The following is a 12328-nucleotide window of genomic DNA, read 5'->3' as shown; positions in this document are numbered from 1 at the left end:
GGCGCGATGGCAAGGCCGAAGCCCACCGTCTTGCCCGACCCGGTTTGGGCCGAAACCAGAAGGTCTTGATCGTTCAGCGCGGGGTCTGTGACGGCCTCCTGTACGGCGGTAAGTGTTTCATAACCCTGTTGGGCAAGGGCATCGGCAATAGTCTGGATCACGAAGGCTGTCCTGTCTTGAACGTTGTGCGGGGGGCGGGCACGTGGGGTGCTACCAGCCACGGCAAGGAATCCGACCGTCGGTAGAGGGTCGGGAATGGAATGTACATGGGGGTTTTGTGGCGAATTGTCACCCTTTTTACCGGTTTGGCGGCTTTCCGGGCCCGAATGGGCGGGGAAGTGCCATTTTAGCTCTGATCCGGCCCGCTCACATCTCGGTCAGGCCGATGGCGCGGGCGGGCGGCTTGGGGTAGCTATAAGCGAAAGCGGAAAGAGAGAGTGAGGCAATCTGGTGCACAGCGATCTGCCCCTGACGCGAGATTTGGTGCTGGTGGGGGGCGGGCACGCCCATGCGCTGGTGCTGCGCAAATGGGGGATGGACCCGCTGCCCGGTGCGCGGCTGACCGTCATCAACCCCGGTCCCACCGCGCCCTATACCGGCATGTTGCCCGGTCATATCGCCGGGCATTACGACCGCGATGCCTTGGAGATCGACCTTATGCGCCTTTGTCGCCACGCCGGGGCGCGGTTGATCCTTGGGGAAGCGACGGGGATCGACAGCGCGGCGCGGGAGATCACGGTCGAAGGGCGGGGGGCCGTGGCCTATGATGTGGCGTCGATCGACGTAGGCATCACGGCCAAGATGGACCTGCCGGGATTTGCCGAACACGCGGTCGGGGCCAAGCCGCTCGATCTCTATGCCGCGCGTTGGCGTGCGTTTCTGGCGGCGGTCAGGGCGGGGGAGCAGCCGCCCGAGGTGGCGGTGATCGGCGGCGGTGTGGCGGGCTGCGAGCTTGCCATGGCGATGGCCTTTGCCCTGCGCGAGGCGGGGGGGCAGCCAGCGGTGACGGTGGTGGAGCATGGGCCGCAGCTTTCCGGCATGGCCCGACGGACCGAGACGATGGTGCGGCGGCAGATGGCGGCGCTTGGGGTGACCGTGGCGCTTGAGGCCAAGGTCACGCAGATCACCGACCGGCAGGTGCTCTTGGCGGATGGCGCGCCGATCCCTGCGGCGCTTTGTGTGGGGGCGGCGGGGGCGGTGCCGCAGGGCTGGCTTTCCCAGACCGATCTGCCGCTGCACGCGGGGTTCATCCGCGTCGGGGCCGATCTGGGGGTGGTAGAGGATGACAGGCTCTTCGCCGTCGGCGATTGCGCGCATATGGAGGCCAGCCCGCGCCCCAAGGCCGGTGTCTTTGCCGTGCGGGCGGCGCCGGTGCTGCACGACAACCTGCGCGCGGCGCTCAGCGGCGGGGCACGGCGGGCGTTCAAGCCGCAGCGGCATTATCTCAAGCTGATCTCACTCGGCGGGAAAGCCGCCGTGGCGGAACGGAACGGGCTGGCCCTTGGCGGTGCGTTGCTGTGGCGGTGGAAGGACCGGATCGACCGGAAGTTCATGGACGGGCTCGATGACCTGCCCGCGATGAAGGCTGATGCACTGACGGGCCCGGTGGCCTCGGGCGTGCAGGAGGCGCTGGCGGGCAAGCCGCTTTGTGGTGGATGCGGGGCCAAGGTGGGCGGCGCGGTGCTGGGCGATCTCTTGGCCGAAGTGCAGCCGCCCGTCTCGGGCGATGTGCTCACCGGGGCGGGCGACGATGCGGCGGTGCTGCGCCGCCCCGGCGGCGGCTTTCAGGTGATGAGCACGGATCACCTGCGCGGCTTTGTCGAAGACCCGGCCCTCATGACGCGGATCGCGGCGGTGCATGCCCTGGGCGATGTCTGGGCGATGGGCGCCACGCCGCAGGCAGCGCTGAGTTCGATCATCCTACCGCGCATGTCGCCCGAATTGCAGGCCCGGACCCTGCGCGAGATCGCGGTGGCCGCGCAGGAGGTGATGACGGGCGCCGGCGCGCAGATCGTGGGTGGCCATACGACCATGGGCGCGGAACTGACCATCGGCTTTACGGTCACCGGCACGCGGGGCGCGATGCCCATCGGCCTCGGTGGCGCGCAGCCGGGCGATGTGCTGATGCTGACCCGGCCCATCGGGTCGGGGGTGATTCTTGCAGGCCATATGGCAGGGACCGCGCCGGGGCGGGTGGTGGCCGAAACGCTTGGCGTCATGGCCAGACCGCAGGCGCGGGCGGCGGAGATTTTGGGCACGGCCCATGCGATGACGGATGTGACGGGCTTTGGCCTTGCCGGGCATGCGCAAGCGATTTGCCGCGCCTCGGGATTGGCGGCAGAGCTTTGGGCGGAGGCGGTGCCGATCTACCCCGGCGCGCAGACGCTGTCGGATCAGGGGGTGGCCTCTTCCTTGCTGGCGGTCAATCAGGCAGATGCCCCGATCGCGGCGGCAGGCCCGGTGAACCCGCTTTTCCACGATCCGCAAACCGCCGGGGGGCTGCTGGCGGCCTTGCCCGAGGATGCCGCGAAAGCGGCGCAGGCGCGGTTAAGGGCCGAAGGCTTGGCGGGCCATCTCATCGGGCGGCTTGAGACGGGGGCGCCCTCTATCCGCCTGCGCTGAAACGGCGGTGCAGCGCGGCGGCGGTTTCGGCCAATGTGCTGTCATCAAGCCGGTCGAGCGTCAGCCGGGCGCGCGGGGCAGGGTTGCGGCTGGCGGCCTTGGCATAGCGCGGATCGTAATGCTGGCCGATCAGCCCTTCGGCGAGGCTGGCCCAATCGCGCGCGCGGGCTTGGGTCTGCCACTGGGTGATCGTCTCACCGCTATGATAGGGCCGCAGCTTGTCGATGCGGTTTTCCAGCATGGCGGGGTCGGTGGTCAGGTCATCATAGGCCCGGCACAGAAAATCCGCCCGCGCGGCCAAGGGGGCGGCGATCTCAACCCGCGCCGCGTCGCGCATCGCGGCCCACAGCGCGGGCGGCAGGGTGATGTCACCGATCTTGCTGCTCTCGGCTTCGACCCATGTCACCTGCGCGGGATCGAGCGGCAATAGCGCTTGGGCGAGCCGGGATTCGAACATCTTTTGATGCGGCTGCCCGCCATCCACCGCACCGAAAAGCGAGCCGCGGTGCTGCGCCAGCCCTTCGAGGTCAAGCACCTGCGCGCCTGCCTTGGCCAGATGGTGCAACAGCCGTGTCTTGGCCGTGCCGGTGCCGCCTTCGATGAGCATCAGCCGATGCGGCAGAGGCGTGTCGTAGAGTGCCGCGACCACCAGCCGCCGGTAGCTGCGATAGCCCCCGCGCAGAAGTTGCACGCGCCAACCGACCTGATCGAGGATCGTCGAGAATGCCCCCGACCGCTGCCCGCCGCGCCAGCAATAGACCAGCGGCTGCCAGCCGCCGTCTTTATCCGCCAGCGCCGTTTGCAAATGCCGCGCGGTGTTCTGCGCCACCAGCGCCCCGCCGATCTTGCGCGCGTCAAAGGGGCTGACCTGTTTGTAGATCGTGCCCACCTCGGCGCGCTCGGCATCCGACAGCACGGGCAGGTTGATGGCGCCGGGCAGATGATCCTCGGCAAACTCCTTTGGCGCGCGTACGTCGATGATCGTATCGACGCTAAGCGTGGCGAGGTCCGACAGGGCGGTGAGGGTGCAGGGGGTCATCTGGGGGTCCGGCAAAGCCCCGCGCCCCGTGACAGGGCGCGAGGGAGTGGCTCAGGCCTTGGCGGCGATCACCAGCACTTCGACCAGATATTCCGGCGTGGCGAGTTTGGACTCGCCGCAGGCGCGGGCGGGGGCTTGGCCCTCGGGCACCCATGCGTCCCAGACGGCGTTCATGTCTTCGAAATCGGCCATGTCGGCCAGCCAGATGGTCGATTGCAGGATGCGGGTCTTGTCGCTGCCAACCTCGGCCAGCAGGGCGTCGACCTTATCAAGGCAATCTTGGGTCTGCCGGGCCACATCCGCCCCCGCCGTACCGACCTGACCGGCAAGGTAGATCACATCGCCATGCTCGACGATCTGGCTCATACGGGTGTTGGTGTGGTGGCGTTTGATCTCGGTCATTCTGTCTCTCCTTTGACGTTGCAAAACTTGTGGCAGCTTTACGTGGGGGAGGCCAGATCAAAGCCTGCGCTTCAGGAGCTCTCGATCGGACCGCCCGCTTTTTCCCAGCCGCCGAAACCGTCCTTCAGATGGGCCGCGTCAAACCCCATGTCTTGCAGCGTCGCGACCGAGATGGCCGAGCGCCAGCCAGAGGCGCAGTGAAAGACGAATTTCTTGTCTTGGGCAAAGACCTCTTTGAAATAGGGGCTGTCGGGGTCGACCCAGAACTCCAACATGCCGCGCGGGCAGTGGAAGGCACCGGGGATGAACCCGGTGCGTTCGCGTTCGCGGGGGTCACGCAGGTCGACGAATTGCACGTTCTCGTCGTCGAGCATGGCGATGGCCTCGGTGCTGTCGATCTCTTCGATCCGGGCGCGGGCTTCGGCGACCATTTGCGCGGCGGTTTTCTTGAGGGCCATCGGGGTCTTCTCCTTACAGTTTGTTCAGCAACTCAGGCGTGGGCCAGCCATCGACGGGCATGCCGAGACGTTCCTGTTCGGCCCGCACCGCACCGCGGGTGCCGGAGCCGAGGATGCCATCCACATCGCCCACGTCATAGCCCATGGACTGCAGCTTGCGTTGCAGCGTTTTCATCGCCTCGCCGTCGAGACCGGGGGCCGGGTTGCCCGCGTCATAGACCTGCGCGCCTTCCAGCCTTGTAGCGAAATAGGCGGCGGTCATCACGTAGGTGAAGCTCTGGTTCCACTCGAAATAAACGCGGAAGTTCGGATAGGCGATGAAAGCAGGTCCGCCACGCCCCTGCGGCAGCAGGACGGAGGCGATCAGCCCCTCGGCCAACGGGCCGTTGCGGGGAGAGACTCCCATCGCCTGCCATTCGCTGACGGGTTTCGTGGTCTCAAGCCCGGTTTGCGACCAGTCAAAATCCTGCGGCAGAGTGACTTCGGCCAACCAAGGTTCGCCCGCGCGCCAGCCGAGGCTTTGCAACATCTTGGCACCGGACAAGAGCGCATCGGGGGCGGAGGTCTTGAGCGAAACCGCGCCGTCGCCATCGCCATCGACCCCGTTCTCTAGGATGTCGCGGGGCAGCATCTGCACCATCCCGATCTCACCGGCCCAAGCGCCGGTGGTGGTGGCCGGGTCGAACGCACCGCGCTCGAAAAGCTCCAGCGCCGCGAAAAGCTGTGGGCGGAACAGTTCGGGGCGGCGGCAGTCATGGGAAAGGGTCGCCAACGCGTTGGCGGTGTTGAAGTCGCCTTGGATTGCGCCGTAATCCGTCTCGAACGCCCAGAAGGCCAAGAGCACACCCCGGCTGACGCCATACTCGGCTTCTACCCGGTCGAAGACGGTGTCGTATTTCTCGGCCATGGCGCGGCCCCGGTTGATCCGGTCTTCCGAGATCAGGCGGCGCGAGAATTCGATGAAGGGCTTTTGAAACACCCCTTGGGCCTGATCGGCCCGCAGCACGGCGGGGTCTTGGCGCAGGCCGGCAAAGAAGCGCTCGGCCTTGGCGGGGTCCGCACCGTTCGCCACGGCCTCGGCTTTGGCATCGGCAATGAAACTGGAGAAATCCCCGCCGCAGGTGGCTTGCGCAAAGGCGCTGGCGGGAAGGGTGAGGGCCGCGAGTGCGGCGGCGAGAAACGTGGGGCGCATGGATACCTCTTTGTCACAGACAGGCCAGAACTAGGGCGATTGCCCACATCACCAACCATGCCTGCCAGAGGCGGGTGATGGCCGCATCGATCTCCAAAGGTCCGATGACGCGCGCCCCCGCACCATGCACCCAAGGAAACTGCTGCACCTGCCCATCATAGCTGCGCGGACCGGCGAGGGCCACACCTATGGCCCGCGCCATGGCGGCTTCCGGCCAACCGGCATTGGGCGAGCGGTGCAGCGCCGCATCGGCTTTGATGTCGCGCCAGCGGTGCAAAACCCCGCCGGGCAGGGCGATCAGCAGCGCGGTGAGCCGTGCGGGGGCGAGGTTCAGAAGGTCGTCCATCCGCGCCGCGGCCCAGCCGAAATCGGCATAGCGCGGGGTGCGATAGCCGATCATACTGTCGGCGGTATTGACGATTTTATAGACCAGCAGCCCCGGCAGACCGCCCAGCAAGAACCAAAAGGCAGGGGCGATGATCCCATCGCTGAGGTTCTCCGCGCCACTTTCGATGGCCGAGCGGGCGACGCCCTCTGGCGGCATCGCGGCGGTGTCGCGGCTGACGATCATCGCCACGGCGCGGCGCCCTGCGGGCAAGGATTGGCGCAGCCCGTCGGCCACGGCGCGCAGGTGCTCGACGAGGGAACGTTGCGCCAGCAGGATGGCGGCGAGAAGGGTCTCGGCGGGAGGGCCAAACAGGCTGAGCGCCCAGCCGAGCAGCGCGGCCCCGATCATCAGCGCCAGCAGCAGCGCCACGCCCTTGGCGCGGCGGGTTTGGCCGTGGTTCAGCCGACGATCTCCCCAGCCGATCAGCCGCCCCATCAGCACCGCCGGATGCGGCAGGCGACGCCAGAGCCAGTCCGGCTCACCAAGTGCTGCATCCAGCAGCATGGCCAGCGCGAGGATCGCCGCTGTGCTCATGCCAGCGCCCGCTCCAGCCGCGGCCAACCTATCGAGGGCGGCAGGCCAAGGCGCAGCCAGCGCGGGTTGTAGGGGAAGACGCGGCTCCAGGTCTGGTGCTGGGCGAGGCGGGTTTGCCAAGCCTGCGCGTCATCGACCTCATAGAGCCGGAAAAGCGGGGTGCCGCCGACGATCTGCGCGCCTGCTGTGGTCATCAGCCCGTCGAGGCGCGTGGCCTCGGCCCCCAGCCGCGCCCGCGTGGCCTCGGCCCATGTTTCATCGCGCAGCGCCGCCGCGCCGATATGCAGCGCGGGGCCGCTGACCGGCCACGGCCCCAGCATCTGTTCAAGCCGCGCCACCAAGGCCGGATCGCCGATCACGAACCCCAGCCGCAGCCCGGCCAGACCCCAGAACTTGCCAAAGCTTTTGAGGATCAGCCCGCCGGGCACCGTGGCCTGCGCCATCAGGGTGGCATCGGGCGTGATGTCGCAAAAGCTCTCATCAATGATGCTGAGCGGGGCTGTCGTCTGTGCCAAGGGCCACAACCGCCCGTCGGGGTTGTTGGGATGGACGTGAACGGCGGCTTCGGCCTCGCCCGTCTCGACCACTTGCCAGCCATTCTCGGCGAAGCTGGCGGCATGTTCGTTGTAAGTCGGCCCGGGGATGCACACGCGGCCCTTCGGGGCCAGCGCCGGGATCCGCGCGATGGCCGAGGAGGCCCCCGGCACGGCAAGGATAGCGGCCCCTTCGGGCACCTGCCAAAAGCCGCGGGCGGCGGTCAGCAGCGCGTCTTGCGCCGCGGCATCGGGGAGGGCGGTCCATGCGCCCGCAGGCAGGGCAGGTATCGGGTAGGGCGCGGGGTTGATCCCGGTGGAAAGGTCGATCCAATCCGACCGCGCCCCGCCGAAACGCGCCGCTGCCGCATCGACACCGCCGCCGTGGTCGCGCTGGTCTGGCTTTTGCATGATCATCCCCCTGCCATCGTCGCTGCGGTGAAAGCGCAAAAGCGCTGCGCGATCAAGCGCCTTCCACGGGGCAGGGGGAGGGGAGGTCAGCCGCGCCCGTGCGGCGCGTCGAAGTCCAGCACCGGATTGATCGGGATGATGCGGTGCGGGTTAATCGTGTCATGGCTGTAGTGATAGTGCCGCACGATATGGTCGAAGTTCACTGTCTCGGCCACGCCCGGCACCTGATAGAGCTCGCGCGTATAGGCCCAGATGTTCGGGTAATCGACGATCCGGTGGCGGTTACATTTAAAGTGCAGATGATAGACCTTGTCGAAGCGTACCAGCGTGGTGAAGAGCCGCCAGTCGGCTTCGGTCATCTGCGCGCCCGCAAGGTAGCGGTTCTGCGACAGGATGTGTTCGATCCAATCCAGCGTGTCGAAGAGCGGGTGCACGGCAGCGTCATAGGCCTCTTGCGTGGTGGCGAAGCCTGCTTTGTAGACGCCGTTGTTCAGCGTGTCATAGACGCGGGCGTTCACCTCTTCGATGCGGTCGTGCAGGGGGGCGGGGTAATAGTCATCGCTGTTGCCCGTGATCGCGTTGAAGGCGCTGTTGAACATGCGGATGATCTCGGCGCTTTCATTGCTGACGATGGTCTCGCGCTGTTTGTCCCAGAGGATTGGCACGGTGACGCGGCCCGTGAAATTGGGATCGGCGCGGGTGTAGATGTCGCGCGCATAGGGCAGGCCGAAGAGCGTGTCGCCCGTGGCACCGGGAAAATCCGTGTCAAAGGTCCAGCCCTCGCCCAGCATATCGGGGTGTACGACAGAGACGCTGATGTGATCTTCAAGCCCTTTCAACCGGCGGAAGATCAGCGCGCGATGCGCCCATGGGCAGGCATAGCTGACGTAGAGATGGTAGCGGCCCGATTCTGCCTTGAACCCACCTTCGCCGCTTGGTCCGGCGCTGCCATCGGCGGTGACCCAGTTGCGAAACTTGGCCTCGCTGCGCTCGAATTTTCCGCCCGAGGATTTGGTGTCATACCATTTGTCTTGCCATTTGCCGTCAACCAATAGGCCCATCTTGTTCTCCTTTCCGCGTTTGAGGGTATATCTAGGGCAGGGCCCGAGGGCCGCCCATCTTCATAGGCGCGCAGCCACTCTGCGCTGATGCAGACTGCCCAAACGTCATCAATTCTTAACTTGAATTTTCTACGCTATCCGCCAGCTTAGAGGCATCAGTGGGGGGATTGCGCATGGAAGAATTTCTGTCGAAAGAAATACAGGCCGGGCTGGATGCCGCGCGGATGGCAAGCCTGCGCAAGGGGGCGCGCCTGCGGCTTGAGGTGGGCGGTGATGTCTACCGCGTGCTGCGCATGTGGAAGACCGGTTTCTCCGTCGATGCACAGGATGCGCCGAAGCTGCGCGGGCTGGTCGATCTCTATGACGGCAGCCTGCATCTGTTCCAATGTCTCATCGTGGCGAGCGAGGAAGAAGCGGGCGAGATGCGCTATGAGTTCAAACGCGCCACCGCCGTGGCGGACCGTCCGCCGCTTGACTTCGAGCGCCCCGCCGATGCGCCGCTGGGTCTGATCGAAGACAGCCGCGCCTGAAAGGGCGGCGCGGCGGGGCCGCCCCGCCGCGCCGTTTCGTTACTGCAAATCGCTGAAAGCTTTGGCCAGCCGCTCGCAGGCTTCCTCGACCCGCGCGCGCGGGGTGGCGAGGTTGAAGCGCATGAAGCTTTCGCCCCCCGTGCCAAAGGTGGCGCCGTGGTTGGCGGCGATGGCGGCGCTTTTCTCGACACGGTCCTGAAACTCTGCGGGCGCCATGCCGGTGCCCGAAAAGTCCACCCAAGCCAGATAGGTCGATTCCAGCGGCATCGAGCGCAGCCCCGGGATCGCGTTCACCGCCTCGTCGAACAGCTTTCGGTTGCTATCGAGATAGGCGGTCAGCTCGTCCACCCAAGCGGCCCCCTCGGGCGAATAGGCGGCGGTTGCCATGATCAGCCCATATGAGTTGGCCGACACGCCCAAGGCCGCCATGCGCCGCGCAAAGCGCGCGCGCAGCTTGGGGTCGTGGATGATGACGTTTCCGGTGTGGCCGCCCGCGATGTTGAAGGTCTTGGTTGTGGCGGTCATCATCACCAGACGGTCCTCAATCCCGTCGATCTGGGCCATGGGGATATGCTTGTGCCCCGGCATCACCAGATCATGGTGGATCTCATCCGAGACCAGCACCAAATCGTGCCGCTTGGCGAAGTCGGCCACGCCTTGCAGTTCCTTACGGCTCCAGACCCGCCCGCCGGGGTTATGCGGCGAACAGAGGATCACCATCTTCTCATCCCCGGTCATCAAGGCGTCATAGGCGTCGAAATCCATCTCGTAACGGCCCGAGGCATTGGTCAGCGGGCATTCCACCACGCGGCGTTCGGCGGCGTTAATCACGCGGGCGAAGGCGTGATAGACCGGGGTGAACAGCACCACCCCATCGCCGGGCAGGGTGAAGGCATCGACGCAGATGGCGGTGCCGTTCACCAAGCCATGCGTGGTAAAGATCGCCTCGGCGTCGACCTTCCAGCCGTGGCGGTTTTCCATCCACCATTGGATCGCGGCAAGGTATTTGCTGTCGTCGCCGAAATACCCGTGCACCCCGTGGTCGATCTGGGCCTGAAGCGCGTCTTGCACTACCTGCGGGGGGCGAAAATCCATGTCGGCCACCCACATGGCGATGCCGGTATCCGCAGGCACGCCATAGATCGCTTCCATCTTGTCCCATTTCGCACAATGGGTGCCGCGCCGGTCGATGATGTCGTCAAAGCTCATGCTGGTCTCTCCTGATATTGCGGCCAAGCTAACGGCTGCCGCAGGCGCTGCAAGCCCCCGGTTGCGCGATGCACGGGCATGGCCTAAATGAGCGGGATGAAACGCCCGATCCTTTTGCACCCCGATCCACGGCTCAAGAAAGCCGCAGCCCCCGTCGCCGATCTCAGCGACGAGCTGCGCGTGCTGGGCGATGATATGTTGGCCACCATGTATGACGCGCCGGGCATCGGCCTTGCCGCGCCGCAAATCGGCGTGTCGAGCCGGGTCATCGTGCTGGATTGCGTCAAGGAAGAGGGCGAGGCGCCCCGGCCCTTGCTGATGTTCAACCCCGAAATCGTGGCCTCTTCGGACGGGCTCAACACCTATGAAGAAGGGTGTCTCAGCATCCCCGACCAATATGCCGAGGTGACCCGCCCGGCGGAGGTTGAGGTGCGCTGGCTCGACCGCGATGGGAAAGAGCAGCAGGAGGCGTTCGACGGGCTTTGGGCGACCTGCGTTCAGCATGAGATCGACCACCTCGACGGCAAGCTTTTCATCGACTACCTCAAGCCGCTGAAGCGTCAGATGATCACCCGCAAGATGGTCAAGCTGAAGCGCGAGCTGGCGCGCGGATGAGTGTGCTGGAGGTTCTCCGCTGGCCCGATCCGCGTCTGGCCGAAATCTGCGCCCCGGTCGAAGAGATCACGCCAGAGATCGAACGCCTCGCCGCAGATATGCTTGAGACGATGTATGCCGCCCCGGGCCGTGGTCTTGCCGGGCCGCAGGTGGGCGCGATGCTGCGCATCTTCGTGATGGATGCGGGGTGGAAAGAGGGCAAGTCCGACCCGTTGGTCTGCATCAATCCGATGTTTCAAGAGATCGGCGAAGAACGGATGACAAATACCGAAGGCTGCCTGAGCATCCCCGGCATCAGCACCGACATCTCGCGCCCCGCGCAGGTGCAGATGGTCTGGACCGGCCTCAACGGTGGCCGCTATGTGCAGAGCATGGAAGGCGCCGCCGCGCTGATCGCGCAGCATGAGATGGATCACCTCGATGGCGTGGTGACCTTCGATCACCTCGACGCGGAGACCCGCGCGGCCAAGATTGCGGAGTTCAACGCCCAATGACCCTACGCCGCTATGTTCCGTGGCCCGACAAACGCCTGCGCAGCCCCGCCGCCCCGATTGAGACGGTGACGGATGAAATCCGCACGCTCTGGGATGACATGATCGAGACGATGGACGCCATGCCCGGCGTCGGCCTTGCCGCGCCGCAGATTGGGGTGATGTTGCAGGTCGCCGTCGTCGATGCCTCGGAAGCGCGCAACAAACGTATCCGGCTGGCGAATCCGGTGATCGTCGATGCCTCTGCCGTGTTGCATCCTTACGAGGAGGCCAGCCCCAATCTGCCCGGTTTCAGCGCCGTGATCCGCCGCCCGCGCGGGGTGAAGGTGCGCTTTCTCGATGAGACGGGGGCCGAGGTGGAGCGTGATTTCGTCGGACTGGAAGCGGTGAGCGTGCAGCACCAGATCGACCATCTGGCGGGCAAGATGTATTTCGACAACCTCAGCAAAACCAAGCGCGACATGCTGTTGCGCAAGGCCCGCAAACAGAACGGCTGACGGCGCTCTCCAAGGTGCTGTCCGGCAGGAGTGAACAGATGCGACTGATCTTCATGGGCACGCCCGATTTCTCGGTGCCGATCCTCGATGCGCTGGTGCAGGCCGGGCATGAGATCTGCGCGGTCTATTGCCAGCCACCCCGCCCCGCCGGGCGCGGCAAGAAGCCCCGTCCCAGCCCGGTGCAGCAGCGCGCCGAGGCGCTTGGTCTGCTGGTGCGCCACCCGGTATCGCTCAAACACCCCGAGCCGCAGGAGGAGTTCGCCGCGCTTGAGGCCGATGCGGCGGTGGTCGTGGCCTACGGTCTGATCCTGCCGCAGCCCATTCTCGACGCGCCGAAACATGGCTG

General features: G+C 65.8%; 15 protein-coding genes. 6 read left to right on the top strand and 9 right to left on the bottom strand.

All coding sequences use genetic code 11. From position 1 onward, the window contains the following. The coding region (locus ACGYK7_RS18340) for a DEAD/DEAH box helicase (protein WP_394403839.1) at window positions 1-161 on the bottom strand (161 nt) is incomplete at its 3' end. 289 nt (window positions 162-450) lie between these two features. Here ACGYK7_RS18340 and selD point away from each other — a divergent pair. Beyond that, a complete protein-coding gene (gene selD, locus ACGYK7_RS18335; RefSeq protein WP_394403838.1) occupies window positions 451-2622 on the top strand; it encodes a selenide, water dikinase SelD in 2172 nt (723 codons plus the stop codon). Here the strand turns inward: selD and mnmH are convergent. The 7 genes from mnmH to ACGYK7_RS18300 all read right to left on the bottom strand — a co-directional run bounded on the left by mnmH (window position 2606) and on the right by ACGYK7_RS18300 (window position 8640). Next, on the bottom strand, window positions 2606-3661 hold the full coding sequence (gene mnmH, locus ACGYK7_RS18330) for a tRNA 2-selenouridine(34) synthase MnmH (RefSeq protein WP_394403837.1): 1056 nt from the start codon (window positions 3659-3661) through the stop codon (window positions 2606-2608). The genes selD and mnmH overlap by 17 nt on opposite strands. Before the next feature lie 51 nt (window positions 3662-3712). Next, window positions 3713-4063, bottom strand: coding sequence for a RidA family protein (locus ACGYK7_RS18325; RefSeq protein ID WP_394403836.1), 351 nt, complete (start codon window positions 4061-4063; stop codon window positions 3713-3715). Between the two features lie 71 nt (window positions 4064-4134). Beyond that, window positions 4135-4521: a rhodanese-like domain-containing protein gene (locus tag ACGYK7_RS18320; RefSeq protein ID WP_394403835.1), complete on the bottom strand. Its 387-nt coding sequence runs from the start codon at window positions 4519-4521 to the stop codon at window positions 4135-4137. Between the two features lie 13 nt (window positions 4522-4534). Next, entirely contained in the window at window positions 4535-5713 is a 1179-nt protein-coding gene (locus ACGYK7_RS18315) for a lytic murein transglycosylase (protein WP_394403834.1), read from the bottom strand. A 13-nt stretch (window positions 5714-5726) separates the two neighbouring features. Then, window positions 5727-6635: an adenosylcobinamide-phosphate synthase CbiB gene (gene cbiB / locus ACGYK7_RS18310; protein WP_394403832.1), complete on the bottom strand. Its 909-nt coding sequence runs from the start codon at window positions 6633-6635 to the stop codon at window positions 5727-5729. Then, the gene (locus ACGYK7_RS18305) at window positions 6632-7585 is read right to left on the bottom strand and encodes a threonine-phosphate decarboxylase (protein ID WP_394403831.1); all 954 of its coding nucleotides are present in this window, start codon (window positions 7583-7585) and stop codon (window positions 6632-6634) included. The genes cbiB and ACGYK7_RS18305 overlap by 4 nt, the downstream gene beginning before the upstream one ends. An 80-nt stretch (window positions 7586-7665) precedes the next feature. After that, the gene (locus ACGYK7_RS18300; RefSeq protein WP_394403829.1) at window positions 7666-8640 is read right to left on the bottom strand and encodes a glutathione S-transferase family protein; all 975 of its coding nucleotides are present in this window, start codon (window positions 8638-8640) and stop codon (window positions 7666-7668) included. A gap of 173 nt (window positions 8641-8813) precedes the next feature. On the opposite strand from ACGYK7_RS18300, the gene ACGYK7_RS18295 reads away from it, so the two are divergent. Next, window positions 8814-9170, top strand: coding sequence for a hypothetical protein (locus ACGYK7_RS18295; protein ID WP_394403828.1), 357 nt, complete (start codon window positions 8814-8816; stop codon window positions 9168-9170). Between the two features lie 39 nt (window positions 9171-9209). Here the strand turns inward: ACGYK7_RS18295 and ACGYK7_RS18290 are convergent, their stop codons facing one another. Then, window positions 9210-10379 (bottom strand): MalY/PatB family protein, encoded by a 1170-nt coding sequence (locus ACGYK7_RS18290; RefSeq protein ID WP_394403826.1) that lies wholly within the window; start codon window positions 10377-10379, stop codon window positions 9210-9212. Window positions 10380-10475: 96 nt separating this feature from the next. Here ACGYK7_RS18290 and def (ACGYK7_RS18285) point away from each other — a divergent pair, with 96 nt between their 5' ends. From def (ACGYK7_RS18285) to ACGYK7_RS18270, 4 genes are all read left to right on the top strand, one after another. Next, on the top strand, window positions 10476-10994 hold the full coding sequence (gene def, locus ACGYK7_RS18285; protein WP_394403825.1) for a peptide deformylase: 519 nt from the start codon (window positions 10476-10478) through the stop codon (window positions 10992-10994). Further along, on the top strand, window positions 10991-11488 hold the full coding sequence (gene def / locus ACGYK7_RS18280) for a peptide deformylase (RefSeq protein WP_394403824.1): 498 nt from the start codon (window positions 10991-10993) through the stop codon (window positions 11486-11488). Before def (ACGYK7_RS18285) ends, def (ACGYK7_RS18280) begins: the two co-directional genes overlap by 4 nt. Then, entirely contained in the window at window positions 11485-11982 is a 498-nt protein-coding gene (def, locus tag ACGYK7_RS18275; protein WP_394403823.1) for a peptide deformylase, read from the top strand. The genes def (ACGYK7_RS18280) and def (ACGYK7_RS18275) overlap by 4 nt, the downstream gene beginning before the upstream one ends. Window positions 11983-12020: 38 nt before the next feature. Then, on the top strand, window positions 12021-12328 hold a 308-nt coding region (locus ACGYK7_RS18270; RefSeq protein WP_394403821.1), incomplete at its 3' end, for a methionyl-tRNA formyltransferase.

Origin of the sequence: Sulfitobacter sp. 1A15299, assembly GCF_043556915.1 — a bacterium.
Lineage (GTDB): Bacteria > Pseudomonadota > Alphaproteobacteria > Rhodobacterales > Rhodobacteraceae > Sulfitobacter.
The sequence above is the reverse complement of the archived record's forward strand: the minus strand, read 5'-3'. Positions and strand labels throughout refer to the sequence as shown.

What these genes read in the sequence shown, in the direction of transcription:
- def (WP_394403825.1), top strand. Translation starts at nt 10,476, where the DNA reads ATGAAACGCCCGATCCTTTTGCACCCCGATCCACGGCTCAAGAAAGCC.
- ACGYK7_RS18315 (WP_394403834.1), bottom strand. Translation starts at nt 5,713, where the DNA reads ATGCGCCCCACGTTTCTCGCCGCCGCACTCGCGGCCCTCACCCTTCCC.
- cbiB (WP_394403832.1), bottom strand. Translation starts at nt 6,635, where the DNA reads ATGAGCACAGCGGCGATCCTCGCGCTGGCCATGCTGCTGGATGCAGCA.
- ACGYK7_RS18290 (WP_394403826.1), bottom strand. Translation starts at nt 10,379, where the DNA reads ATGAGCTTTGACGACATCATCGACCGGCGCGGCACCCATTGTGCGAAA.
- def (WP_394403823.1), top strand. Translation starts at nt 11,485, where the DNA reads ATGACCCTACGCCGCTATGTTCCGTGGCCCGACAAACGCCTGCGCAGC.
- ACGYK7_RS18325 (WP_394403836.1), bottom strand. Translation starts at nt 4,063, where the DNA reads ATGACCGAGATCAAACGCCACCACACCAACACCCGTATGAGCCAGATC.
- mnmH (WP_394403837.1), bottom strand. Translation starts at nt 3,661, where the DNA reads ATGACCCCCTGCACCCTCACCGCCCTGTCGGACCTCGCCACGCTTAGC.
- ACGYK7_RS18320 (WP_394403835.1), bottom strand. Translation starts at nt 4,521, where the DNA reads ATGGCCCTCAAGAAAACCGCCGCGCAAATGGTCGCCGAAGCCCGCGCC.
- def (WP_394403824.1), top strand. Translation starts at nt 10,991, where the DNA reads ATGAGTGTGCTGGAGGTTCTCCGCTGGCCCGATCCGCGTCTGGCCGAA.
- ACGYK7_RS18300 (WP_394403829.1), bottom strand. Translation starts at nt 8,640, where the DNA reads ATGGGCCTATTGGTTGACGGCAAATGGCAAGACAAATGGTATGACACC.
- ACGYK7_RS18305 (WP_394403831.1), bottom strand. Translation starts at nt 7,585, where the DNA reads ATGATCATGCAAAAGCCAGACCAGCGCGACCACGGCGGCGGTGTCGAT.
- ACGYK7_RS18295 (WP_394403828.1), top strand. Translation starts at nt 8,814, where the DNA reads ATGGAAGAATTTCTGTCGAAAGAAATACAGGCCGGGCTGGATGCCGCG.